We start from the raw sequence: 23,608 nt of genomic DNA, 5'->3' as shown, positions 1-23,608 counted from the left end.
CTCTCAGTTCAGCCGGCCGAGGATCGCGACAGCGGCAACGCTGTTGAACGGCGATCCGCCAAGGTTGTGCGTCAGCCCGAAATCGACCTTGCTCCGCTGGCGATCGCCCGCCCGGCCTTGCAGCTGGGTATAGACCTCGTAGGCCATGCGCAGACCCGAAGCGCCGACCGGATGGCCGAAGCACTTCAGCCCGCCATCAAGCTGGCATGGGATCGCCCCGCCCGCATCATAGCGTCCGTCGAGAATGTCGACCGGCGCACGTCCTTCTTCCGAAAGACCCAGGTCCTCCATGATCACCAACTCGGTGATCGAGAAGCAGTCATGGACCTCGGTCATGTCGAGTTCGGCACGTGGATCGCGGATGCCGGCTTCTGCATAGGCGCGTGCGGCGGCGGCGCGGGTGTTGGGCACCGAAGCGCCGTCCCACGCGCCGAACTGCATTTCCCAGCCATTGCTCGCCGAAAGCTGGATTGCCTTGATCGTGACCGGATCGGCCTTGCCCAGCGCACGGGCAATTTCTGGCGTGGTGACAATGGCCGCCGCCGCACCGTCCGAAACACCGCAGCAGTCGAACAGGCCAAGCGGATCGGCGATCAGCGGGGCATTGAGGATCTTATCCATATCGACCGCGCCGCGCAGATGCGCCTTGGGTGAGAGCGCGCCGTTCTGGTGGCTCTTCCAGGAGACATGCGCCATCGCGCGCTTGAGGTCCCCTGCCGGAATCCCGTGGCGGGCGGCATAAGCACCCGCAAGCTGCGCAAATGTGCCCGGCGCTGAACCATACGGCATCCACAGATCGTTCTGCATGCCCTTGGTGCGCAGCGGGAGCCCACCGTAGCCGGTGTCCTTGAGCTTCTCGACGCCGATGGCAAGCGCGACGTCCACCGCACCAGAGGCGACTGCATAAGCGGCACCGCGCAGGGCCTCAGTGCCGGTGGCGCACATGTTTTCGACGCGGGTGACCGGCACCTTGTCGAGCCGAAGCGCATGAGCGGCCGGCAGCGCGCTGTTGCCGACGTTGATATCATCGAGCGCATTGCCGACCCAGGCCGCTTCGATGCGGGCGCGCTCGATTCCAGCATCTGCGAGCGCTTCGAGAAACGCCTCAACCATCAACCCGTCCGCACCCACATCCCAGCGCTCGCCGAACCGCGTGCAGCCCATGCCGATGATGGCCACCTTGTCGCGTATTCCCGTGGCCATCAGGCGTCTCCCAGCACGGGCCGCATCAGCGGCGCCGCCTTCCAGAAGTAGGTGCGAAAGCCGAGACGGCGGTTCTGGGACTTGATCCGGAGCCGCATCCGCACGCGGTCACCGACGCGAAAGCCTTCGGCGGGGCGATTGACCATTTCCATCAGGACGCGGGCGCCGTTTTCAAATTGTACGAGGCCGAAGTCGAAAGGCGGATCTGGGCTGAAGTTGAGCCGGTCGGCTGTGATCGAAACGATCGTCGCTTCAAGATCGGCCAGCCGCTCATCCTCCATCTTTTCGACCTCAGACAGCGCCGGATTGGCCGGGAAGGCGCTCTTGGGAAACTGCACATTGCCAGTGCTGTCGCGTCCGCCAACGAAACCGATCATATCGCGCCCCACCCGTTCGAGAACAGTCGCCTGCGCCTTCTGCTCGAATTCGGCGCGCATGCCCCAGTCGAGCTCGAGCGAGCCTGTCAGGCTAAGGAAGCGCGAGTAGCTCACGAGGACCTGCCCTTCCTTGAGCGCCGCCGCCATCGCGCTGGCCCCCGGAACCGGGCCAGTCACTTCGAACACCATGGCATCGGCGCCGCTGCCGAAGCCGACGAGGAGCACAAAGTCGCCAACTTCTGCCGTGTCGAGCGCGAGACCGAGCCCATAGATGGCATGGGCCGTGCCCAGATCGCCGACTATATCGGAAACCGCTTCACAATGATTGGGGGCCTTGCAGCCCAGAGCCTTGGCCGCCGCACGCCAGCAGCCACCAACCGGTTCATGCACGGCGGCATGGGCAAGTTGCCCCGGCGCAATGCCGGCGGCTAAACACGCTGTGCGCACCACCGGCATTATCACTTCGGCCACCGCCACATCGCGCACGAAGCGCTCTTCGTAGGTGTAGGTAAACGGATGATCGCGCGACGCGTAGCGGTCGACCAGATCGTGCGAGAAGCTGGCATGGCCCGCGAGCCTCGCGGGCGCATCAGGCCCGGTTCGCACAGCCGCCGCGCCGTCTCCGAAGGCGAGTTGCGCCGCACTGCCCGGTTGGGTGGGCCGCTTCTCTCCGGCCGTCACGATCTCGTCTCGCCCGCCCAACAGGGCATCAAGCATTGCCGAGGTGGCTGCGCGCCGCGAATTTGCGGCATCGCTGGTGCGCACCGTGCGCGGCATGGCTAGTGCATCGAGCGCCATCCCGCTTTGCGCGCGATCGGTGAAATAGGCTGAAGTCGAGGCAAACCGGAGCGCGTCCGGCGCGCTTTCCCGGCACAGCTGGCGGGCCGCTTCTACCGCCATCGTGAGCGCGTCCTCATCCCAATCGGCAACGGATCGCATTCCCGCTCGCGGCATCGGCAGGCCAGACCAGCCCAGTTCGCGGGACGCTGCCTTCCGGTCTAGCCGAAGCAGCGGGACATAGCCGCCGAGCGCGGCAACACCGAACGATTGCGCTAGCCCTGACACCCGCTTCTCCTCAATCCGATACCCTGCCTTATCGCTCCAAGGTGGCGGTTTTGCACCACTCGCGCTTGACAGTCTCAAATACAGTAGTAAACAGCTTCACATTGTCTGGCAAGAGCAATTGGCCTTGAGGCTAGGCTGGTGAGGCAAGGAGGGGCCGATGACCATTTTCACCGATGACACGCAAACTGGCCAACCCGCAGCAGTCGCCGCAGGTCAGCACTTCGCCGGCCCAACTCCTGCCACCGACCGCCAGCTCTCGCGTTTGAAGGCTACCCAATGATTGAACGTTCGATATTCCAGCCCGAGCACGAAATGTGGCGCCAGACAGTGCGTCATTTCGTCGAGAAAGAGATCGTCCCCTTCCACGATCAGTGGGAGAAAGACGGGATTGTACCGCGTGATTTGTGGCTCAAGGCGGGCGAGGCTGGCATGCTATGCTGCACAGTGCCCGAAGAATACGGCGGCCTTGGCCTCGACTATCTATTCGACGTGGTCGTGTTCGAGGAACTTTGGCGGGTGGGTGCAAGCGGCCCGGGTTTCCTGATCCATGCGGATCTGGTCGCCACCTATATCCTCAGCTCCGGCAACGAAGAGCAGAAGCGCCACTGGCTGCCCAAGATGGTGCGCGGCGAGGCTATCGGCTCGCTCGGCATGACCGAGCCGCATGCGGGCAGCGACCTTAAAGCTATCCGCACCAAGGCCGAGCGCGATGGCAACCACTTCGTCATCAATGGGCAGAAAGTGTTCATTTCAAACGGCCAGATGTGCGACGTGCTGGTGCTTGCCACCAAGACCGATACTGCGGCCGGCGCCAAAGGCGTGACGCTGTTTCTCGTCGATGCTTCGTTACCCGGCTTCAATCGGGGCAAGAATCTCGACAAGCTGGGGATGAAGGCGCAGGACACCTCAGAGTTGTTCTTCGACAACCTGCGCGTTGATGCAGATGCGATGCTGGGCGAGGAAGGCAAAGGCTTCTCGCTGATGATGACCAAGTTGGCGCAGGAGCGGCTGGCGCAGGCGATCCGCTCGGCCACCGTGGTCGAGACGGTGATTGACTACACGGTCGAGTACACCAGCGAGCGCCGGGCCTTCGACCAGACCATCGCGGACTTCCAGAACACCCAGTTCGTGCTCGCCGACTTGAAGGCCCGTAGCGTGATGGCACGCGTGTTTACCGACAAGTGCATCGAGCTGTTCATGCGAGGCGAGCTCGATCCCGTCGATGCCGCCATGGCCAAGATGGTCACGTCAGAGCTGCACTGCGAGACGGTCGACAAATGCCTGCAATTGTTCGGCGGCTGGGGCTACATGTGGGAGTATCCGATCGCGCGCGCCTATGCCGATGCGCGGATCGTCAAGATCGCCGGCGGCTCCATCGAGGTGATGAAGACCATCATTTCGCGCGACATGTTCAAGGGCAAGCTGAGCGCCAAAAGGTGAACCGGCTTACTCTCCCCCTTGCGCAAGGCGCGGCTACGGCTAGTCCGGGAAATGTCTCTCCCGGAGGTTCCTTGATGATCCAGAAAAATCTCGATTCCAGTCTGCGTTTCGGCTTCCTCATCCATGATGTCTCGCGGCTGCGACGAATCGTGGTTGACCGTGCGCTCAAGCCGCTCGGGCTAACGCGCTCGCAGTGGTGGGTTCTGGCTTTCCTCTCGCGCCGCGACGGCATGACCCAAACCGCGCTGGCGGCAGACTTGGATCTGACCAAAGTCGCGATTGGCGGCCTGATCGACCGGATGGAATCCGCCAGCTTTGTCGAACGGCGCGCCGACGAGCGCGATGCGCGCGCACGCCGGGTCTTCCTGACCCGCGCCGGGCTGAAGCTAGTTTCGACCATCCGCGAAAGCGTCGACGCGGTCGAGGCCGACATTCTGGCGACCGTCAGCGAGGATGAACTCGACGCTGCGGCGCTGGTGCTCGTGAAGATCAAGAACCGCCTGCTCGATCTGGCGGGCGGCGAAGCAGAGGGCGGTCAGGATCTGGATCTCTGACTGCAACATCCGAATGGAGGAATACGTGAGAGGATTGGACGGAAGGGTCGCCATTGTCACCGGCGGCGGACAGGGCATTGGCCGCGCCTTGACGCTGCGGCTCGCGGCGGAAGGCTGCAAGGTCGCGATCTTCGACCTCAGCACAGCAGCGGGCGAGGAAACCGCCCAGCTTGCGGGCCCCAGCGCGACCGTGCGCACGTGGCAGCTCGATGTCAGCGATCTGCCTGCCGTTCAGGCTGCAGTTGAAGCTGTCGAGGTAGAGCTCGGCCCGATCTGGGTTCTGGTCAACAATGCCGGGTGGGACCGCCCTGCCCCCTTCCTCAAGACCACGCCTGAATTCTGGGAAAAGGTCATCGCGATCAATCTCACCGGAAATCTCAATACGCATTTCGCCGTCGCGGGCAAGATGGTCGCGAATGGCGGAGGGCGCATAATCAACATCGCCTCGGATGCAGCCAAGGTCGGCACCGCAATGGAAGCCGTCTATTCGGCCTGCAAGGGCGGCCTCATAAGCTTCACCAAGTCAATCGCGCGCGAACTCGCGCGCAAGAATGTGCTGTGCAACGCCGTTTGCCCGGGGCCGACCAACACCCCGATGATGGCCGAGGTCGCCGGGACCGGCCCCGAAGCCGAAAAGTGGAAGGCGGCGCTCGAGCGCGGCATTCCGCTCGGCCGCATGGGCGAGCCTGATGACTACGCCGGGATCGTTGCGCTGCTCGCCTCTGATGACGGCGCCTACATCACCGGCCAGGCCATTTCGGTCTCCGGCGGCATGAACATGGTCTGATCGGCGCGAAGATCGACCCCAGGCCAAAAAAACAGGAAAGGATGCGCCATGAGCACCCCCGAATTCGAAGACATTCTCTATGAAGTGCGTGGCCGCGCCGCATGGGTCACGATCAACCGCCCCAAGCTTTACAATGCCTTCCGCGCGCAGACGATCGAGGAGCTGATCGCCGCGTTCAAGCTCGCCGCTGATGACAAGGGCGTCTCGTCGGTTGTGCTGACCGGCGCGGGCGACAAGGCCTTTTGCACGGGCGGTGACCAGAGCGCGAAGGACGGCCAGTACGACGGGCGCGGTATTGTCGGCCTGCCGATCGACGAATTCCAGTCGATCATCCGCGACATTCCCAAGCCCGTGATCGCCCGCATCAACGGCTTCGCGATTGGCGGCGGCAATGTGTTTGCCACACTTTGCGATCTGACCATCGCTGCCGACACGGCCAAGTTCGGCCAGGTCGGCCCCAAGGTCGGCTCGGTCGATGCCGGCTGGGGCACTGCATTTCTAGCCCGCCACATTGGCGACAAGAAGGCGCGCGAGATGTGGTTCCTGAACCTGCAGTACTCGGCGCAGGAAGCACTCGAAATGGGCCTCGTGAACAAGGTCGTTCCAGCGGCTGAACTCGATGCGGCGGTCGATGAGTGGACCGAGATGCTCGGCCAGCGCTCGCCCACGGCGCTGGCGCTCGCCAAGCGCAGTTTCAATGCAGACAGCGACAACATTCGCGGTATCTCGATGATGGCGCTGAATTCGGTGAAGCTGTTTTACGACACCGAGGAATCGAAGGAAGGCATGCGCGCGTTCCAAGAACGGCGCACACCGGACTTCCACAAATACGTGAAGTAAGCGGATTTGGGGCGCAGCACATGACGAATCGCCTGCTGCGCCCTGGAGACCTGCCCGGCGTTCTGCCGCCGGGAGGCCTCGCGCTCGTCTCCTCCTGCTCGGCGGAATCCGATTTGCTGATCGACGAGGTTGCTGCCGCCGGCAGTGCGCTGGGTGCGATGACGTTCTCGGGCATCTTTGTCCCCGGACTCAACAAGGCGGTCTGGCGCGCAGGGCATGACGCGCGCGTCCTGACATTTTTCCAGACGCCCGAACTGCGCCGCGAGGGCGCGCGCAGTCAGTTCCTGCCGCTGTGTTATCAGGATATCCTCGCACTCTATCGCCAGCAGAAGCCGGCCGCAGCGCTATTCATGTGCAGCCCACCCGATACCGAAGGAAATTGCAGCTTCGGCGCGGAGACTGCTTTCATTGCCGCCCTCTGGCGCGATATTCCGGTGCGCATTGCACACATCAATCCGCTGATGCCCCGCACGGCGGGTGATCCCGGCATTCCACTTGCAGAGCTGACCGGCTGGTACGAGAGCGAGCAGCCGCTGCGCACGATGGCCAGCGGCGAGGACACGACGAGCCTCGCTATCGCCGCCCACGTCGCGCCGCTCATCCCCGATGGGGCGACGGTTCAAACCGGGCTCGGCAAGATCCCCGATGCCGTGCTCCGCGCGCTCACGGGCCATCGCGGCCTGCGGCTCCACACGGGCCTCATCGGCGATGGTGCGCTGGAACTCGTGCGCTCGGGCGCGATGGCAGACGGCCCGTCAGCACTGGTCGGGGTCGCGATCGGCAGTACCGCGCTTTATGACGGGCTCGGCGATCCCCATTTCCAGTTCCGTCCGGTCAATGTCACTCATGATCCGGCAACGCTCGGCGCAATCGAGCGGTTCGTCACGATCAATTCAGCGATGGAAGTCGATCTTTACGGACAGGTCCATGCAGAAGCTTCGGCGCGGGGGTTCCTGTCGGGCCCCGGCGGCGGAGGCGACTATGCGCGCGGAGCGAGGGCCGCCGGCGGCCTTAGGATCATAGCGCTGCCGTCGGAGGCAAGGACTGCCAGCCGGATTGTTCCGGCAGGCGGAGGGCACGGTCCGGTCTCGCTCTCGCGCTTTGATGTCGATGTGGTCGTGACCGAGCACGGTGCGGCAGACTTACGCAATCTGGGGCATGAGGCGCGCGCGCAGGCGATCCTCGCCATCGCCGCACCGCACAACCGAGAGACACTGGCCCGGCACTGGCGCGATGCCATGCAGGGTCTGCAGGAGGCATAACGTGACACAGCACAAGGTCATCATCAGCTGCGCGGTTACGGGCTCGATCCACACTCCGTCGATGTCACCGCACCTTCCCGTCACCGCGCAGGAGATTGCCGAAGCCGCGCTCGGCGCAGCGGACGCTGGTGCGGCCATCGTCCACCTTCACGCGCGCGATCCGCAGGATGGTCACCCAGTCCACACGCCCGAGGACTTCGAACCGTTCCTGCGCGTGATCAAGCAGAGCAGCGACGTGGTGGTGAATCTCACAACCGGCGCATCACCCTACATGCCGGTCGAATACCGCGTGAAGCCCGCCGAAGTGTGGAAGCCTGAAGTCGCCAGCCTTAACATGGGCTCGATGAATTTTGGCCTGTTCCCGATGCTGAAGCGCTTCAAGGAATTCCAGCACGCGTGGGAGCCCGAAATGCTGGAGGGGAGCCACGATCTGGTGTTCCGCAACAGCTTCAAGGACATCCGTTATGCGCTCGACACGCTAAATGCTACCGGCACGCGCTATGAGTTCGAGTGCTATGACACCAGCCACCTCTACAACCTGCACTACTTCTGGAGCGAAGGGCTGGTAAAAGCCCCACTGTTCATCCAGACCTGCTTCGGCCTGCTCGGGGGGATCGGCGCGCATCCCGACGATGTGATGCACATGAGGCGGACCGCAGACCGGCTGTTTGGCGACAACTACCGCTGGTCCGTCTTGGCTGCGGGCGCGAACCAGATGAAAGTCGCCGCCATGGCCGCGAGCATGGGCGGTCATGTCCGCGTCGGGCTGGAAGACAGCCTGTGGATCGGGCGCGGGCAGCTCGCGCAAAGCAGCGCCGAACAGGTAACCCGCGTACGCCAGATCATCGAGGGACTCGGACTTGAGGTCGCCACGCCGGATGATGCCCGCGCGATCCTTTCCCTGAAGGGCGCCGATGCAGTCGGCTTCTGAGGCCTTCCTGCCGCTGGCCAACTTGTTTGCGCGGGTTCCGCCCGAACGCGAGGCGCTGGTCCATGGGACCGAGCGGTGGACGTTTGGCCAGCTCGATGCGCGCAGTGCGCAGCTAGCGACATGGCTCATCGGCAAAGGTGTGGAGCCACACGATCTAATGGCCTTCCAGCTTCCGAACGGGCCTGACTTTCTCGCGCTCACTTTTGCCATCTACCGCTGCGGCGCGACTCCTGCGCCGCTCTCGCATCGCCTTCCCCCCACAGAGCGTGATGCCATCATCGGCGTAATGCAGCCGCGCTGCGCCATCGATGCCGAGATGCTGCCCGCGCCCTCGTCCCACCATGCCCAGTTGGAGCCGTGCCCGGTTGCGGGGTCGTGGAAGGCCTGCACCAGCGGTGGCAGCACCGGCACGCCCAAGGTCATTGTCGATGGCCGCCCTGCCGGTTTTCCCGCTGGCACCGTCTTCATCGGCATCCCCGCTGACGGCAGGGTGATCGTGCCCGGGCCGCTCTATCACAATGCGCCGTTCAGCGCGGCGGTGTTCGCGCTGTGGAACGGCTGCGCGGTCCATACGATGGACCGCTTCGATGCCGCTGCCGCGCTTGAGGAAATCGCGCATGAGGGGATTGGCTGGGCGCTGATGGTGCCAACCATGATGCACCGGATCATGACCCTGCCCGAAACCGCGCGGCCACCTGCGCGATATGCCGCTTGGAAGCAGGTTGTGCACACCGCTGCGCCTATGGCGCCCTGGCTCAAATCGGCGTGGATCGACTGGCTCGGACCGGATCATGTCTGGGAAGTCTACGGCGCGACCGAAGGCCTTGTCCGCTGCTGGATCGGCGGGCGCGAGTGGCTGAAGCGGCCCGGTTCGGTCGGTCGCCCCATCGGTAATGCGCGCATCCGCATCCTGCGCGCCGATGGCAGCGATGCGGCACCGGGCGAGCAGGGCGAGGTCTATGCCATGCCACCCGGCGGCCCCGGATCGACTTACCGCTACATCGGGGCCGAGCGCCGTGCGACCGCCGAGGGCTGGGAAAGCGTCGGCGATATCGGCTGGCTCGATGCGGACGGCTTTCTCTTCCTGGCAGACCGCAAGGATGATCTGATCATCAGCGGCGGCATCAACATCTGGCCCGCCGAAGTCGAAGCCGCCATCCTGCGTCACCCGGCCGTGCGCAGCTGCGCGGTCTTCGGCAAGCCCGATCCCGATCTGGGCGCGCGTGTCCACGCCGTGATCGAAAGTGATGCGGCGCTTACGGCCAGTGACCTCGCGGGCTTTCTGGCCGACCACCTGGCCAAGGCCAAGCAACCCCGCTCTATAGACGTTACCACCCAGCGTGTCCGCGACGATGCAGGCAAGTTCCGCAAACCGCGCACGCCGATACCGGAGCCCACACCATGACCCCGCCCACTCTCACGCAGTTCCGTGCCGAGATGCAGGACAATGGCCTCGTGCACCTCGTGTTCGATTGCCCCGGCAGATCGATGAACGTCTTTTCGAACAAAGCTATCCACGAGCTCGGTGAATTTGCCGAATGGCTGCACCGTGCCGATGTGAAGGGCGTGCTCGTGCGATCGGGCAAGGCCACTGGCTACTGTGCTGGTGCCGATCTCTCCGAGCTTGGCGTTGCCTACGACATGATCGTTGCGGCCCCCGCTGCTGACCGGTTCGACATGGCGTTCAACCACTTCTTCCCTCTCAGCCATGCCATCCGGCGATTGGAGACGGCGGGTAAGCCTGTGGCGGCAGCCATCGCCGGAGTGGCGCTCGGCGGTGGCTGCGAGCTGGCGCTGGGTGCACACTACCGCGTCGTCACCAACAATCGCCGGGCCGTGCTCGGCCTGCCCGAATGCGCGGTGGGGCTCCTGCCCGGTGCTGGGGGAACCCAGCGTGTGCCGCGGCTCGTCGGCGTCGCGCTCGGCCTCGAGGTTCTGCTGTTAGGCCGCACGCTTTCCGGCGAGGAAGCGCGTGAGGCCGGCCTTGTCCATGCCGTGGTAGCAGAGGGTGAGGAGATCGCTGCGGCGGAGGAGTGGCTCCTTTCGGACCGCGCGCATGCGGTGCAGCCGTGGGACGACGCCGCGCAGCCGCTCGCCCATGCCGCCTACGCGGATGCCATCGCCGCGCATCGCACGCGCGAAATGGCGCGAATGCTCGGCCATGAACCAGCCCCGCTCGCGATCCTCGATTGCGTCGAATTTGGACTGATGCAGCCGATTGATGGCGCAATCCGCGCGGAAATGTCGGTGTTTGCCCACCTGATTCAGCGTCCCGAGCCGCGAAACATGATCCGAACCATGTTCCTGGGCAAGCAGGCCTATGACAAGGCCAGCCGGGAAGGCACGCTTTCGCCGGCGGTGATCCTTGCCAGCGAAGCGATCACGCGGCTTGTCGTCTCTGCCATGCCCGAGCATCCGGATCTGACCACGGCCCTTAGATCATTGGCGCCTGAAATCGGCCAGATCGCGGCGAAACTCTCGCCGGTCGAGATGCTTCAACTTGACCATGCGGTAACGCTGAGCGGTGCAATCCCGGCCTATGCGGGCGGTGCAAGCGGCGTGCTTGAACGGGCTGCGGCGTAGGCGCTTAGCCGCATCAGACCCCGCCCGCGCCAAGCGCTTTCAGCGTTGCAACTTCGGGCGGCGCGCCAAGATGGGCCAACACGGCCTTGAATGCCGCCTTGTCGATCAACTGGCTGCCCTCGGCGTAGTGCGCCGCCGATTGCCAGCGCTCGATGAAAATGAAGCGATTGGCATCCGCCTCGTCTTGCAGGAGATCGACCCCGACAACGCCATCAATCTCGGCAATTCGCTGTGAGAGTTGGCCAAGCTCCGCGCGCAAGGCCGAGACGGCGCCTTCCATTGCCCGCAGCCCATAATGCTTGATGAACAAATCCATGGGCACGTCTCGCTCTTGCGGCCAAGGCGCTGGGCAGAGCCAACCGCTCTGCCCGCAACCTTTCCCCCGCGGTCAGGCTTTTGGAGGCAACGCGGCGATGAGTTCGGGCGCAATGTCCTTCTGGCCATGCTCGTCGATATGGCGCTGGATGCGATCCTGGATGGCGGCACCGATCTGCCCGGCCAGTTCGGGCCGGTTGGCGCGGCACTCGGCTTCCGACACGGCGCGGTTGTCGACCATATCGTCGACCTGCGGCATGACGAAACGGGCAAACATCTCGTAGGAGCGCTTGGTCTCGGCCCAATCAGCCCAGTTGTGTGCGAACAGCACCAGCGTGCCAAAACCACCCGACTGCGCCTGTAGTCGCCTGATCTGCGCCACGGCGTCGTCGGGCGTGCCGATTACGGCCATGTGCGAGCTCATCAGCGCATCAATCACATCGCCGCCACCCGGAACGATCGGCAAGGCAGCCACGTTGCGCAAGTAGTCGGCCCAGCCTTCGACGCCGAACTCGACCTCTTTGCGGGCCTGTTCACGCGTCGGTGCAATATGCATCGGCGCAACCAATCGCCAATTCTTGCGATCAATCGTCTTGCCACTCGCTCTGGCCGTGTCCTCGGCGATATTCCAATTGGCCGAAAGCGCATCGAAAGCGCCGCCGGACGTCGCGCCGAATGAGAGCATACCGATGCCGTTGCGCCCGGCTGCGCGCGACCCGGTCGGAGAAATTGTGCTGGCCGCAATCATGTCAATGCTGGGCCGCGAATAAGGCGTCATGTGGATCCGCGCGTTGTCGAGCGTGAACCAGTCGGTCTTGGCCGTTACGGTCTCACCGCGCAGCAGACGGACGAGCACGTCCATGCCTTCGTCCATCATGTCGCGTTGCTTGGCGACGGGAATGCCCATCATCTTGGCATCGGAGGCCAGCGAACCTGGCCCCATGCCGAGCATGACGCGGCCACGGGTCATGTGGTCGAGCTGGCTGTAGCGCTCGGCGATCATGAGCGGATGGTGATAGGGCACCGAGGTCACTGCTGAGCCCAGCTTGATGCGCTTGGTCCGCTCGGCAGCGGCTGCGATCATCACTTCGGGGCTGGCGATCAGTTCCCACCCAGCCGAATGGTGCTCCCCATACCACAGCTCGTCAAAGCCGAGGTATTCCAGGTGCTCCGCCAGCTCGAGGTCGCGCTGCAAGGTGAGCGTCGGGTTCTCGTTCAGCGGATGGTGGGGACCGCAGAAGGCACCAAATCGAAGCTTGCCAGACATCCTTGTTCTCCAGTTTGATATCGTTCGACTGGGCCCCGTTATGTTCGGGGTTTTGCGAGCCGGGCGGGTGAGGAAACCCGCCCGGCGCTAACTTTAGAACTTGTAGCGCAGTTCGGCCATAAACGTGCGCGGTGCGCCCGGAACCACAGTGTTGAACTGGAACAGTTCGCCAGTGGCGATCCCGCCGACATAGTAGACCCGGTTGAAGGCGTTCTTGAGGTTGGCCGACAGCGACCAACCCGCCTTGGTGTCTGCGATGCCAAGGCGGAAGTTCACCAGCGTGTAACCCTTCACGTTGGCACCGGGGCTGCGGTTGCCGGTCGAGGCGAACCAGAACAGCGACTGCGAGTAGACATCCGACCGGAGGCTGACGTCGATTGAATCGCGGACCGGGACCGTGATTTCGCCAAACGCCGAACCTGACCATTCCGGCGTATCGGGATACGTGCCGAACGGGACCGGAGGAGCACCACCGATCGAGACGAGATTATCGGTAAAACGGGCATTCGTATAATTCAACGACCCGCCAACATTAAGCCATGTGGCCGGACGGATCGAACCATCGAATTCAAAGCCGGTGACCTTTGAAAAGGGCACGTTGACCGTGACAGCCGCCGGGGTCGAGCCTAGCAGCGTATAGGCCACACGCTGCCCGTTCTTGATCCAGTTCTGAAACCCGGCGAGGTTGAACTGGACCGGTACGCCGCCCATCCGACCGCGATACTTGATGCCGATTTCCGCATCGGTCAGAGTTTCGAGCCCATACTCGTTGCCGCCGGCGGAACCAAGACCCGGCTTGGGGTTCTGGATGCCGTTATAGCCGCCGTTCTTGTAGCTGCGGCGCGAGGCAAGGTAGATCAGCAGGCCAGGATTGACCTGATACTGCAGACCCAAGGTCCAGCTGAGATTGCCGAAGGATTTTCGCTGGTTGAAGTCGAACGTCGCCTGGACAGCGGGCGGTTCCTTGAATGCCGTATCAGCCGGCAGCGTATCGAACTTGATCTTCTCGTGCGTGTAGCGCGCGCCGATCGTGATACCGAGGCCTTCGAGGCCGGTCGCCTCGCTGAGATCATATGTGCCCTGCGCATAGCCCGCGATCATGTCGCGCGTGGTCAGCTTGTTGTAGTTGGTTTGCGACGTGAGCGGCGGGAACTGGAGCAACAGGCTGGTCGTCACGTTCTCGTTGGTCTCGTGGCTGAGGAAGCCGCCGACCACATAATCGAGATTGCCGCCGAACGCCTTCCCTACCAGCTGCAATTCTTCCGAATACTGGCGGGTATTGTCGTTCTTGCCGCCGGTGCCGTTGTCATCGATGCCGAAGGGCGTGCCGTCGATATCGCCCCGGATGCCGTTCTGAAGATAGGTATAGCCGAAAATGTTGCGGATCTTCGTGTCGGTCGCAACCTCGAAGGTGGTGATGTTCGAGACGATGATATTGCGGCCGCGATACTCTGCCGGACCATCGGACTCGATCTGATAGGGACCGCGGGCCTTCTGCGTCTTGAGATACGACACCAGACCACCAGGATCGAGCTTGGGGTTGGCGGCAGCGTAGGCGGCAGCGCAATTGTTGGTCGTGTCGTTGCAGCCGGCAGCGCCGCCAGTGAATGCGTTGATCAGGAAATTGTACTGCGCCTGATTGCCGAAGTTGGTCAGCGCGAGCAGCGGAACGAGCCCGGTCGGCTCGAGGCTGTCGATCAACCCGCTCAGGCTGTTGCCGCCCGAATGCAGATAATCGACCACGAGCTCGTTCTTGATCGTATCCGAGAGCTTGAATGTCAGGCTGCCACGAAGGCCATAGCGATCGACATTGCCAGCCCGCGTGTTGTTAAAGAGGTTACGCTGGTAGCCATCGCGCTTCTCGTAGAACCCGGCCACGCGGGCGAGCACCCTGTCACCCGCCAGCGGCACGTTGAGCGCGCCTTCCAGCTGGTAGGACTTGTAGTTGCCGACGCGCCCGCTGAAGTACCCGCCGAAGTTCTCGTCCGGCTTGACCGAGGTGAACAGCACCGCGCCACCGGTAGAATTGCGGCCGAACAGCGTGCCCTGCGGCCCTTTCAGCACCTGCACCGATTGCAGGTCATAGAAGGCTGAGGAACCACCACCAACGCCGTCCAGCTGGATTTCGTTGAAATAGGGCAGAACACCCGGGCGTGTATCGCTGAATGCATCGAGCGATTGGCCACGCAAGGCGTAGTTGAGCTGGTTGGAGTTATAACCCGCGCGGATGATCAGGCCCGGGCTGGCGGCCTGGAGATCGGACTCGGTCACGATGGCCCGCTTGGCGAGGGCATCACCACTGACGACCGAAATGGCCACAGGCGTGCGCTCGAGCGCTTCAGCGCGGCGCTGGGCGGTAACGATGATCTCGCCCGACGGATCGCTGGCAGCGGCCCCGTCTTGCGCCGCCTGAGCAGCCTGTGCGTATGCAGCGGTCGCATTTGCCAGAGCGAGTGCTGTCAACGCGGATGCAATGCCAATCTTATGCTTGGTCATGGAAATCCCCTTCCCTTGAATGCTTCGGATTTTGTCCTTGCCACCTTGACCGCCAGCTTTGTCCGGCTTTGCTCAGGTGTCGGGGGTTGCTTCCGCCCGAACGGATTTAGTTAGCCAGTTCATTACATAGAATCGGCCCGCCATTCTGTCAACACAATGGTTGAAAACCGGCAAGGCCCAGCTTGCTCCAGTTGCTCTGGCCCAGCATTCCAGCATGGATGTCCGCAACGAGATGGTTACCCGCAGACGGCGAAACGCAGAAATTTTAGGCTTAAAAATCAATATTTAAGAGGAATTATTGGGAAGTCAGGTCGGCCTGCCCAAGGATAAGACCACCGCTCCATGGACCTAGCGCCGGACACGCTTCCGCCTGCGGAAGCGGAACCAACGCGCCCTCGCCCAATGACGACGGCATTGACATTACACCAGTGAACGATATTCATCAGGCAGTAGATGGTAAGCGCACATATCGATTGGGCATCAGCGTCGGCATCCGAAAAGTAGGCATCAGTGCCGCGTAGGAACCAACGCTTCTGACCAAACCGCGCCATCAAACCAAAGCGGGATCAACCCGTTGGCCCATCAGGCGAGCAAGCGCCCGGCAAAATGGAGAGATGACATGGGTAGATTGTCCGGCAAGGTCGCTATCATTACGGGGGCGTCCCAAGGCATGGGCGAAGCTCACGCCAAGGCCTTTGTCGCCGAAGGCGCCAACGTGATTCTCACCGACCTAAACGCCGTAGCTGGCGAAGCGCTGGCCGAGGCGCTGGGCAGCCAAGCCATGTTTAAAAAGCACGATGTCGCCAGCGAAGCCGGCTGGGCAGAAGTCGTCGCAGCAGGAGAAGCGCGCTTTGGTCCGATCACCGTGCTGGTCAACAATGCCGGGATCATCGGCACGATCGCCAAGACGGCCGAACTATCAGCGGCCGATTTTGGGCACGTCTGCGCGGTCAACCAGACCGGCGTGTTTCTGGGCATGCGCGCGGTCCTACCTTCGATGATCGCCAGTGGTGGCGGCTCGATAGTCAACATCTCCTCGACCTCGGGCATGATCGCCAATGTCGGCACACCCAATCTTGCCTACGCGGGCAGCAAGTTCGCGGTGCGCGGCATGACCAAGCAGGTTGCCGTCGAATACGGCGACCAGAACATCCGTGCCAATTCGGTCCATCCGGGCTACGTCAAAACCCCGATGATGGTTGCCGCAACCGATGAGGATGGCGGCGGTGCAGCGGCAGGTATTCCGCTCCGCCGCTTTGCGGAGGCTTCTGAGATTTCGCCGCTAGTGGTTTTCCTCGCTTCGGACGAATCCTCGTTCATCACCGGCACCGAGCATGTCATCGATGGCGGCATGATCGTTTGCTGAGGCGGCTGGCGTTGGAGACCCTAAGATGATCACTGCTCAGGATTTCGCGTTCCACCCCCGTGACCCGGCGGATATGCAGTGGACCGAAACGCTGTTCCTGATCTTCTCGGTGCCCGAAGCGGGCATCAGCGGCAATCTCTACAATCTGGCGCGGCCCAATCTCGGCGTCTGCCACAGCTCGATCGAGATCCACAAAGGGCTCAGCCTGCATCCATGGCAGATCGAGTACAACGACGCGCAGATGCATTTGCCCTGCCCCGAGCGCTTCGACGATTTCACGCTCGCCAATGGCCTGTCGTTTCAGGCGCACAGCGCCCGCGTTTGCGCGTTCCAGTACCAGTCGCTCGATGGCAATTGCGCGCTCGACATCACCTACAGCGCGGTATGCGATCCCTTCGATCCTCACGATCCGGCGGAAAACCCGCTGATCGCCTCGTCCAAGCTCGCGGGCTATGATGGCTGGAACACCGGCCACATGGAAAGCAAGGGCCGCGTCACCGGCACGCTCTCGCTCCATGGCCGCGAGTACAGGGTCGATTGCACCGAGGGCATGAACAAGAGCTGGGGGCCGCGCAAGGACTGGGGCAGCAAGGGCGGCACCTGGGTCCATGTCAACTTAGGCCCCGACCTCGGCGCATTCCTCGTCCTGGGGCTTGAGTTCGAGAACAAGGAGGTCGTCTACGGCCCCTTTAAGTTCGGCTACGTGGTCGTCGACGGCGAACGCCGCCCCCTCGTTCGGGCCACCATGCGCGCGCAGCGGTTCGATATGCTGGTTACCCGCGCCGTGGTCGAGTTCGAAGACGACCGTGGCAATTGCTGGAACGCGGTCGGCACGACTGTTGCTGCCGCGCCATGGTACAACTTCAATCCATCGAGCGCGGCTTTCCAGACCCTGATGCGCTGGGAAAGCGGAACCCGCGTCGGACACAGCCATATCGCCGATTTTGCCGGGCTCTCGCACCTTTCGCGCGGGATGGCCGACCAGCATGACACCTGACCCAAAGAGTGGGACAAAGCAGCACACCATGACCGACGACACCATCCGGCAGCATCCCAGTGATGCCTTCATCGACGCGGTCCGCGCGCGGTTTCCCACCGAGCGCGAAGTGGACACCGTGCTCACCCGCAAGATGCGCCGCCGCAATGGTCCCTCGTTTCAGGCGGTTGCGCTGGATACGCTAGTGGATGGCACCGAGCGGCTGATCACCAATCAGGTCGGCTATCCGGTCAAGATCGCAGATGCGCGCTGGCTTTCGGGCGGTGCATCCAAGCTACAGATGCTGTTCAACCTGCATTGGCGTAGCGATGACGCCGATGGCCAGGCGCCAATGGTCACCCCGATGGTGTTGCGCATGGAACCGGCAGCCTCGGTCACCGAGTCGAGCCGTCGGCGCGAGTTCGAAGTGATCCGGGCGGTCGAGGGCACCGTACCTGTCCCACACGCCTACTGGATGGACCCGGAGGCACAGTTCCTGCCCTATCCGGCAATGGTCTATGGCTTTGCCACTGGCACGGCCAAGCCCTCGCACGATGCCGGCAAGGTCACGGGGCTGGGCCAGAACTATGGGCCAGACTTGCGCGCCAAGCTGGCGCCGCAGTTCATCGACTACCTTGCCCGCATTCACAATTTGCCGATCGGCGCGCCGCCCGTTCTCGCCAGCTTTGACCGGCCGGAAGTGGGATCGAACGCCTCAGTGATCCGGCAGGTCAATGCCGCGCGGCGCATCTGGGAGGAAGACCGCATTGAGGAAGAGCCGGTCATGGCGGTGGTCTACAAGTGGCTGAACCGCAATGCCCCGCCAATCGACCATATTTCGATTGTGCACGCCGATTATCGTAGCGGCAATTTCCTGTTTGATGAAGCTAAGGGCGAGATCACCGCATGGCTCGATTGGGAAGGTGCTGTGCTGGGCGACCGGCATCAGGACCTGACATACGCAGCGCTGCCGATTTTCCAGCACTATGCCGAAGATGGCGAGACGATCCTGGTCTCGGGGATGATGCCCGAGGACGAGCTCTATGCCGCCTATGAAAAGGCCTCGGGCCTGCCGGTCGATCCGGCCCGCATACGCTATTTCGGCGTGTTCAACCGCTATCTCGTCTCGGTGCTGTTGCTGGCGGCATCGACCCGGGCGGCGCGCGGCGCGGCAACCCATCAGGACGTGCTGCTCAACCATGTTGCCGGAATGGGCTACCTCGCCCTCTCCGATCTGGTCAGCTTTTTCCGGAGTGCGACGGCATGAACCAGGATTTCGAAACCCAGTTGCAAGTGGTCCAGCGCGCACTGGGCGAGGTGGTGCTTCCCGCTCTTGGGAACGCTGACAAGCATGTGATCGAACAGCTCCACCTCTCGCTCGCAGCCATCGGCTTCATGCAGAAGCGCGTGCCACTGGCGCGCCGCTACTATCGCGGCACACTCCAGCGCTATGTGACCATGGCGGACGCGGTAGCGGCGCTGCTTGACGCTGACGCGCTGAGCCTCGCTGACCAGTCGAAGCAAAGCAAAGCGGTGCTGGATGATCCAGCCGCCTCGGACGCCGATCTGCGCGCAGCGACTGCCACCTTGCGAGCCGGCGTTGCTGCGCTTGTCGAAGCTGCAAAGGATACGCCGCAAGAGTGCGCGCTCGATGCGCTGGTCTTAAAACACAGCGAGGCGATTCTCAGCGAAGACCGCTCGTGGTGCATCCCGCTGGGCTTCGAACTGCGGCCCGAGGATCTGCCCAAGGCTGACTGGCAACCGTGAGTAGCTAGGATCTCAAGCGAAGTGCTTCACGGCAAAGGTCAGCGGATCGGGGCCTGTGCGGCCATCCGCGCTGTCGAGTGTCGCAATCGCGGCGAGATCGGTTTCGTCGAGATCAAACGACAGTGAAGCCATGTTCTGCGCAAGGTGCAGCGCGCTCGTCGCCTTGGGCATAGCGGATGCGCCGGATTGCGTGAGCCAGCGCAGCACCACTTGCGAGGGTGTGCGCGCATGCTTCGCCGCAATCTCCGCAAGCACGGGCTCACCCAGAAGCGGGACTCCTCCGGTGCCGCCGCCTCCAAACGGCGACCACGCCTGCGAGATGATGCCATGCTCACAATGAAACGCATGTAGCGCGCGCTGCTGAAAGCGCGGGTGCATTTCGATCTGATTCACCGCCGGCACAATCCCGGTTTCAGCGATGAGCCGGCCAAGATGCTCCACCGTGAAGTTCGACACACCGATTGAGCGGACCAGCCCCTCTTCCCGCAGTGCAATAAGCCCGCGCCAGGTCTCGACGTAAAGATCATCCATCGGGAGCGGCCAGTGGATCAGATAAAGGTCGATCTGATCGAGACCCAAACGCTGCAAGCTGCCTTCCAGTGCTGCGCGGCATTTGTCCCGGCCATGTTCGGTGTTCCACAGCTTGGTCGTGACGAACACATCGCCCCGCGCCAGCCCACACTGGCGAAGCCCATCGCCCACCTGCTGCTCGTTTCCATATATGGCCGCGCTGTCGAATAGACGGTATCCAGCATCCGCCGCGCTGGCGAGCACCGCCGCGGTTTCCGCTTCCGAGCCGAACCGCATGAGGCCAAGCCCCAATTGCGGCATGTGATGGCCGTCGTTAAGGATGACCTCCTGGCTCATCATAGAAGTCTACACCCTCGCTGCTTTCGCGTAGTTCATGACCTTCGCCTGCGTGAACTCAAGCAAACCATGCATGCCCATCTCGATCCCGACGCCCGACATCTTGGCCCCCGCAAATGGCGTGTCGGGCCCGATATCGCCGTGCTTGTTGATCCACACCGAGCCGGAATCGAGCCGCGCCGCAACCGCACCGGCGCGAGCCGGATCCGCTGACCACACCGAGTTGCCAAGGCCGAAGCTGGTGTTGTTGGCCCGCGCCACCACATCGTCGATATCGGCAAAGCGCATGACCGGCAGCACCGGGCCGAACTGCTCGTCGGTCACGAGGCGCGCATTGTCTGCGATATCGCGCACAATGGTCGGGTTGATAAAGTAGCCCTCACCCTCCGGGCTGTCGCCGCCCGCGATGATCGTGCCCTCGGTGCGCGTCTCCTCGATCAGGGCTCTGAGCTTGTCGAATTGCACGCGGTTCTGCACCGGACCAAGCTGTGTGCCCTGCTGCGATCCTGGTCCTACAACGGCGGCATTCGCGATCTCGGCCAGCTTGGCGCAGACCGCGTCATACTGGCTTTCATGCACATAGAGCCGCTTGAGCGCGATGCAGACTTGGCCGTTGTTGACGAAGGCGGAATTGAACAGCTGCTGCGAGACAACCTCGGGATCACAATCATCGAGCACGATGCCGGAATCGTTGCCGCCCAGTTCCAGCGTCATGCGCTTGAGCGAGGCGGAACCTGCCGCCATGACTTTGCTGCCCGTGGTCGTCGAACCGGTGAAGCTGACCTTGCGCACCAGCGGATGGCCGGTCAGCGCATCGCCCAGATCATTGTTGTCCGTGACCACATTGACCACGCCGGCAGGTACCAAATCCTTCCACAACGCAGCGATTTCCAGCGTGGCCAGCGGGGTTGTGGCTGCGGGTTTTACGACGACGGTGTTCCCAGTGAGCAGCGCCGCGCCAACCTTGTTGACTGCGGTGAGGACAGGAAAATTCCACGGCACGATTGCCGCGACCACACCGAGCGGACGGCGGTGCAACTCGATCCGGCGGGCCTCGCTGTCTTCGATTAGCTCAACCGGGATAGTCTGCCCGGCATAGTAGCGAAGGAAATAGGCCGCACCGCCCACTTCGGCCTGCGCATCGGGGATCGGCTTGCCCTGCTCGCTGGTGAGCGTGCGGGCGAGTGATTCCAGATTGGCCTCAATCACTTCGGCCATTCGGATAAGCAAGGCACTGCGCGCTTCCGCAGTGCTCTGCGACCACGCAGGAAACGCAGCGGCTGCGGCCGTGACTGCATCCTCGAAGTCCTCACGCGAGCCCCGCGCGCAGCTGGCAAAGACCTGGCCCGTGGCGGGATCGATCACATCAATGCTCTGGTTTCCGGCGACATGATTGCCGCCGATCAACATCTGCAGATTCACTGGTCAGGCTCCTTCGCCAGCAGGCGGGCACGGTCGGCAACGTAGGCCCTTACGGATTCAATATCCTCAACCGACATCCATTTGGCGAAGCCGACCATGCCGTTTTCTTTGAGCGCGCCGTCATGCACGACCGACTGCCAGGTGGCCTTGTCGGCAAGCACGCCCGAGCGGCGCAGATCGGGCAGTACGCCTGAGGAGCGCACGCCGCCGCCATGGCAGACCGAACAAGTATTGCCATAGAGCTCGGCGCCCTTGGCCACCGTTTCTGGCGTCCATTCGTTCTGGACGATGACCGGTGGTGCCTGCGGGGCACGTTCGATCTTGTAGGAGGCCTTTCCGCCGAGCGCGAAAACCAGAAGGCGGCCATTGGGCCGCGGCCCCTGCAGTTCGGCAAACGCTGCCGGCAGGCCATAGCCGCCACCGTAGCCCGCCATTACGGCGACATACTGCACGCCCTTGACCGAATAGGTGATCGGCGGAGCAATGATGCCGATACCGGCATCGTAGGACCACAGTTCCTTGCCGCTTGTCGCCGCGTAGGCGACCAGCTTCCCCTTGGCATTGCCCGCAAAGACGAGGCCGCCCGCGCTGGTCAGCACGCCGCCGTTGCCAGGGCCGCCGAGATCGACGCGCCAGGCCTCTTTCTGCTCCACCGGGTTCCACGCAATGAGGTAGCCGCGCAGCGTGGCCCGGATGGCTTTGAGCGCAGCCTTGTCATCGGGCAACGAGTTGATCGCGAGGTTGACGCCGAGGTTCCAGCCGCCCGGTCGCGCCACGAAAGGCTTGTCGCTGACATAGGCGAGCGGCACTTCCTGCGCCGGGATATAGGCCAGCCCTGCCTGCGGGCTGTAGGCCATCGGCTGCCAGTTGTGGGCGCCGTGGCCCGAAGGCGTGGCGACGAACACGCCCTTTTCGTAGCGCGCATCGGGATTCTCCACGGGGCGGCCCGTCGCCATGTCCACGCCGGTCGTCCAGTTGACGGGCACGAAGTTCTTGGCGGAAATCAGTTTACCGTTACTACGGTCGATCACGTAGAACAGGCCATTCTTGGGCGCCTGCATCATGACTTTGCGGTCTGCGCCGCCGATCTTGAGCGTGGCGAGAATGATAGACTGGGTCTGAGTGAAGTCCCAGCTTTCGCCCGGTACGCCCTGATAGTGCCACTTGTATTCGCCGGTATCGGCATCGAGCGCAACGACCGACGAGACGAACAAGTTGTCGCCCTTGCCGTTCGAACGGAGGCGGTGATCCCACGGCGAGCCATTGCCGACACCGATCAGGACCTGGTTGAATTCCTTGTCATAGACGATCGAATCCCAGACCGTGCCGCCGCCGCCGAACTTGGACCAATCGCCGTCCCAGGTGGCCTGCATCTTGGCGATGATCTTGTCAGAGGCGGCGCCATCGGGGCCCGCACCCTTGGCAGGCGGTACCGTGTAGAAGCGCCAGGCCATCTTGCCGGTTTGGGCATCATAAGCGCTGACGTAGCCGCGTACGCCATATTCAGCGCCGCCATTGCCGATCAGCACGTTCCCCTTCACCACGCGCGGCGCGCCGGTGATCGTGTAGGGCTTGCTCTGGTCAACCGTCAGGGTTGACCAGATGAGCTTGCCGGTCTTGGCATCAAGCGCGATCAGCCGGCCGTCGAGCGTGCCGACATAGACCTTGCCGTCATAGAGCGCGGCACCGCGATTGACGACATCGCAGCAGGCCTTGAACCCGGTCTCGCCGGGGACCTTGGGATCGTATTCCCAGAGGAGCTTTCCACTCACCGCATCAAGCGCATAGACCTTCGACCAAGCGGTCGTCGTGTAGATCACCCCGTCAGCCACCAGCGGCGTAGCCTCGAGGCCGCGCGCGGTATCGAATTCGTGGCTCCAGGCCAGGCCCAGATTGCCGACCGTGCTGGCATCGATTGCAGTCAGCTGGCTGAAGCGCTGTTCTTCGGCAGTGCCGCCGTAGGTTCGCCATTCGCCCGACGATACGGAGGTGATTGGATCAGCGATGGCCTGCGCGCAACCGGCAAGCAAAAGCGAAAGAACGAGCGGGTGAAACTTGCGCATGAAATGCAGCCTATGTGCGGATGGGAA

The 23,608-nt window shown here is 62.9% G+C and carries 21 protein-coding genes; 13 read left to right on the top strand and 8 right to left on the bottom strand.

Annotation, left to right across the window (positions count from 1 at the left end):
- Positions 1-3 precede the first annotated feature (3 nt).
- Complete coding sequence (locus tag ACODS2_RS03210) at positions 4-1,203, bottom strand: acetyl-CoA acetyltransferase (RefSeq protein WP_298171360.1); 1,200 nt, start codon at positions 1,201-1,203, stop codon at positions 4-6.
- Entirely contained in the window at positions 1,203-2,645 is a 1,443-nt protein-coding gene (locus ACODS2_RS03205) for a hypothetical protein (protein WP_488997532.1), read from the bottom strand. Before ACODS2_RS03205 ends, ACODS2_RS03210 begins: the two co-directional genes overlap by 1 nt.
- Before the next feature lie 157 nt (positions 2,646-2,802).
- On the opposite strand from ACODS2_RS03205, the gene ACODS2_RS03200 reads away from it, so the two are divergent.
- The 9 genes from ACODS2_RS03200 to ACODS2_RS03160 all read left to right on the top strand — a co-directional run bounded on the left by ACODS2_RS03200 (position 2,803) and on the right by ACODS2_RS03160 (position 11,042).
- On the top strand, positions 2,803-2,925 hold the full coding sequence (locus ACODS2_RS03200) for a hypothetical protein (RefSeq protein WP_298164095.1): 123 nt from the start codon (positions 2,803-2,805) through the stop codon (positions 2,923-2,925).
- Positions 2,922-4,085, top strand: a complete 1,164-nt coding sequence (locus tag ACODS2_RS03195) for an acyl-CoA dehydrogenase family protein (RefSeq protein ID WP_488997531.1) — start codon at positions 2,922-2,924, stop codon at positions 4,083-4,085. The genes ACODS2_RS03200 and ACODS2_RS03195 overlap by 4 nt, the downstream gene beginning before the upstream one ends.
- A gap of 74 nt (positions 4,086-4,159) precedes the next feature.
- Complete coding sequence (locus tag ACODS2_RS03190; RefSeq protein ID WP_488997530.1) at positions 4,160-4,639, top strand: MarR family winged helix-turn-helix transcriptional regulator; 480 nt, start codon at positions 4,160-4,162, stop codon at positions 4,637-4,639.
- Between the two features lie 25 nt (positions 4,640-4,664).
- The gene (locus ACODS2_RS03185; protein ID WP_298169668.1) at positions 4,665-5,426 is read left to right on the top strand and encodes an SDR family NAD(P)-dependent oxidoreductase; all 762 of its coding nucleotides are present in this window, start codon (positions 4,665-4,667) and stop codon (positions 5,424-5,426) included.
- 48 nt (positions 5,427-5,474) lie between these two features.
- Entirely contained in the window at positions 5,475-6,266 is a 792-nt protein-coding gene (locus ACODS2_RS03180) for an enoyl-CoA hydratase-related protein (RefSeq protein WP_298169670.1), read from the top strand.
- Positions 6,267-6,286: 20 nt separating this feature from the next.
- Positions 6,287-7,528, top strand: coding sequence for an acetyl-CoA hydrolase/transferase C-terminal domain-containing protein (locus tag ACODS2_RS03175; RefSeq protein ID WP_298169673.1), 1,242 nt, complete (start codon positions 6,287-6,289; stop codon positions 7,526-7,528).
- A gap of 1 nt (position 7,529) precedes the next feature.
- Complete coding sequence (kce, locus tag ACODS2_RS03170; RefSeq protein WP_488997529.1) at positions 7,530-8,459, top strand: 3,5-dioxohexanoate:acetyl-CoA acetone transferase; 930 nt, start codon at positions 7,530-7,532, stop codon at positions 8,457-8,459.
- Positions 8,443-9,864: an AMP-binding protein gene (locus ACODS2_RS03165; RefSeq protein ID WP_488997528.1), complete on the top strand. Its 1,422-nt coding sequence runs from the start codon at positions 8,443-8,445 to the stop codon at positions 9,862-9,864. Before kce ends, ACODS2_RS03165 begins: the two co-directional genes overlap by 17 nt.
- Positions 9,861-11,042: an enoyl-CoA hydratase-related protein gene (locus ACODS2_RS03160; protein WP_488997527.1), complete on the top strand. Its 1,182-nt coding sequence runs from the start codon at positions 9,861-9,863 to the stop codon at positions 11,040-11,042. The genes ACODS2_RS03165 and ACODS2_RS03160 overlap by 4 nt, the downstream gene beginning before the upstream one ends.
- Before the next feature lie 13 nt (positions 11,043-11,055).
- Here ACODS2_RS03160 and ACODS2_RS03155 read toward each other — a convergent pair whose 3' ends face one another.
- The 3 genes from ACODS2_RS03155 to ACODS2_RS03145 all read right to left on the bottom strand — a co-directional run bounded on the left by ACODS2_RS03155 (position 11,056) and on the right by ACODS2_RS03145 (position 15,120).
- Positions 11,056-11,358, bottom strand: a complete 303-nt coding sequence (locus ACODS2_RS03155; RefSeq protein WP_298172614.1) for a putative quinol monooxygenase — start codon at positions 11,356-11,358, stop codon at positions 11,056-11,058.
- Positions 11,359-11,430: 72 nt separating this feature from the next.
- A complete protein-coding gene (locus tag ACODS2_RS03150) occupies positions 11,431-12,624 on the bottom strand; it encodes an LLM class flavin-dependent oxidoreductase (RefSeq protein WP_298172619.1) in 1,194 nt (397 codons plus the stop codon).
- A gap of 93 nt (positions 12,625-12,717) precedes the next feature.
- Complete coding sequence (locus tag ACODS2_RS03145; protein WP_298172622.1) at positions 12,718-15,120, bottom strand: TonB-dependent receptor; 2,403 nt, start codon at positions 15,118-15,120, stop codon at positions 12,718-12,720.
- 619 nt (positions 15,121-15,739) lie between these two features.
- Here ACODS2_RS03145 and ACODS2_RS03140 point away from each other — a divergent pair.
- From ACODS2_RS03140 to ACODS2_RS03125, 4 genes are read left to right on the top strand one after another with little or no spacing between them, the layout of a single operon-like run.
- On the top strand, positions 15,740-16,486 hold the full coding sequence (locus ACODS2_RS03140; protein ID WP_488997526.1) for an SDR family NAD(P)-dependent oxidoreductase: 747 nt from the start codon (positions 15,740-15,742) through the stop codon (positions 16,484-16,486).
- A gap of 25 nt (positions 16,487-16,511) precedes the next feature.
- Positions 16,512-17,483 carry a DUF7064 domain-containing protein gene (locus ACODS2_RS03135; RefSeq protein ID WP_488997525.1) on the top strand — a complete coding sequence of 324 codons (972 nt, stop codon included), beginning with the start codon at positions 16,512-16,514 and terminating at the stop codon, positions 17,481-17,483.
- A 28-nt stretch (positions 17,484-17,511) separates the two neighbouring features.
- A complete protein-coding gene (locus ACODS2_RS03130) occupies positions 17,512-18,729 on the top strand; it encodes a phosphotransferase family protein (RefSeq protein ID WP_298165180.1) in 1,218 nt (405 codons plus the stop codon).
- A complete protein-coding gene (locus tag ACODS2_RS03125; protein WP_298165178.1) occupies positions 18,726-19,229 on the top strand; it encodes a hypothetical protein in 504 nt (167 codons plus the stop codon). Before ACODS2_RS03130 ends, ACODS2_RS03125 begins: the two co-directional genes overlap by 4 nt.
- A 12-nt stretch (positions 19,230-19,241) precedes the next feature.
- Here the strand turns inward: ACODS2_RS03125 and ACODS2_RS03120 are convergent, their stop codons facing one another.
- From ACODS2_RS03120 to ACODS2_RS03110, 3 genes are read right to left on the bottom strand one after another with little or no spacing between them, the layout of a single operon-like run.
- Positions 19,242-20,099: an aldo/keto reductase gene (locus ACODS2_RS03120; RefSeq protein WP_488997524.1), complete on the bottom strand. Its 858-nt coding sequence runs from the start codon at positions 20,097-20,099 to the stop codon at positions 19,242-19,244.
- A gap of 6 nt (positions 20,100-20,105) precedes the next feature.
- Complete coding sequence (locus tag ACODS2_RS03115; protein ID WP_298165176.1) at positions 20,106-21,518, bottom strand: aldehyde dehydrogenase family protein; 1,413 nt, start codon at positions 21,516-21,518, stop codon at positions 20,106-20,108.
- On the bottom strand, positions 21,515-23,581 hold the full coding sequence (locus ACODS2_RS03110; protein ID WP_488997523.1) for a PQQ-dependent dehydrogenase, methanol/ethanol family: 2,067 nt from the start codon (positions 23,579-23,581) through the stop codon (positions 21,515-21,517). The genes ACODS2_RS03115 and ACODS2_RS03110 overlap by 4 nt, the downstream gene beginning before the upstream one ends.
- Positions 23,582-23,608: the final 27 nt, after the last annotated feature.

Source organism: Novosphingobium sp. FG137 (assembly GCF_057809735.1).
The sequence above is the reverse complement of the archived record's forward strand: the minus strand, read 5'-3'. Positions and strand labels throughout refer to the sequence as shown.

Coding starts and splice junctions, on each gene's coding strand:
- ACODS2_RS03155 (WP_298172614.1), bottom strand. CDS start 11,358: ATGGATTTGTTCATCAAGCATTATGGGCTGCGGGCAATGGAAGGCGCC.
- ACODS2_RS03145 (WP_298172622.1), bottom strand. CDS start 15,120: ATGACCAAGCATAAGATTGGCATTGCATCCGCGTTGACAGCACTCGCT.
- ACODS2_RS03175 (WP_298169673.1), top strand. CDS start 6,287: ATGACGAATCGCCTGCTGCGCCCTGGAGACCTGCCCGGCGTTCTGCCG.
- ACODS2_RS03190 (WP_488997530.1), top strand. CDS start 4,160: ATGATCCAGAAAAATCTCGATTCCAGTCTGCGTTTCGGCTTCCTCATC.
- ACODS2_RS03110 (WP_488997523.1), bottom strand. CDS start 23,581: ATGCGCAAGTTTCACCCGCTCGTTCTTTCGCTTTTGCTTGCCGGTTGC.
- ACODS2_RS03165 (WP_488997528.1), top strand. CDS start 8,443: ATGCAGTCGGCTTCTGAGGCCTTCCTGCCGCTGGCCAACTTGTTTGCG.
- ACODS2_RS03125 (WP_298165178.1), top strand. CDS start 18,726: ATGAACCAGGATTTCGAAACCCAGTTGCAAGTGGTCCAGCGCGCACTG.
- ACODS2_RS03180 (WP_298169670.1), top strand. CDS start 5,475: ATGAGCACCCCCGAATTCGAAGACATTCTCTATGAAGTGCGTGGCCGC.
- ACODS2_RS03130 (WP_298165180.1), top strand. CDS start 17,512: ATGACCGACGACACCATCCGGCAGCATCCCAGTGATGCCTTCATCGAC.
- ACODS2_RS03135 (WP_488997525.1), top strand. CDS start 16,512: ATGATCACTGCTCAGGATTTCGCGTTCCACCCCCGTGACCCGGCGGAT.
- ACODS2_RS03195 (WP_488997531.1), top strand. CDS start 2,922: ATGATTGAACGTTCGATATTCCAGCCCGAGCACGAAATGTGGCGCCAG.
- ACODS2_RS03140 (WP_488997526.1), top strand. CDS start 15,740: ATGGGTAGATTGTCCGGCAAGGTCGCTATCATTACGGGGGCGTCCCAA.
- ACODS2_RS03200 (WP_298164095.1), top strand. CDS start 2,803: ATGACCATTTTCACCGATGACACGCAAACTGGCCAACCCGCAGCAGTC.
- ACODS2_RS03160 (WP_488997527.1), top strand. CDS start 9,861: ATGACCCCGCCCACTCTCACGCAGTTCCGTGCCGAGATGCAGGACAAT.
- ACODS2_RS03150 (WP_298172619.1), bottom strand. CDS start 12,624: ATGTCTGGCAAGCTTCGATTTGGTGCCTTCTGCGGTCCCCACCATCCG.
- ACODS2_RS03210 (WP_298171360.1), bottom strand. CDS start 1,203: ATGGCCACGGGAATACGCGACAAGGTGGCCATCATCGGCATGGGCTGC.
- ACODS2_RS03120 (WP_488997524.1), bottom strand. CDS start 20,099: ATGATGAGCCAGGAGGTCATCCTTAACGACGGCCATCACATGCCGCAA.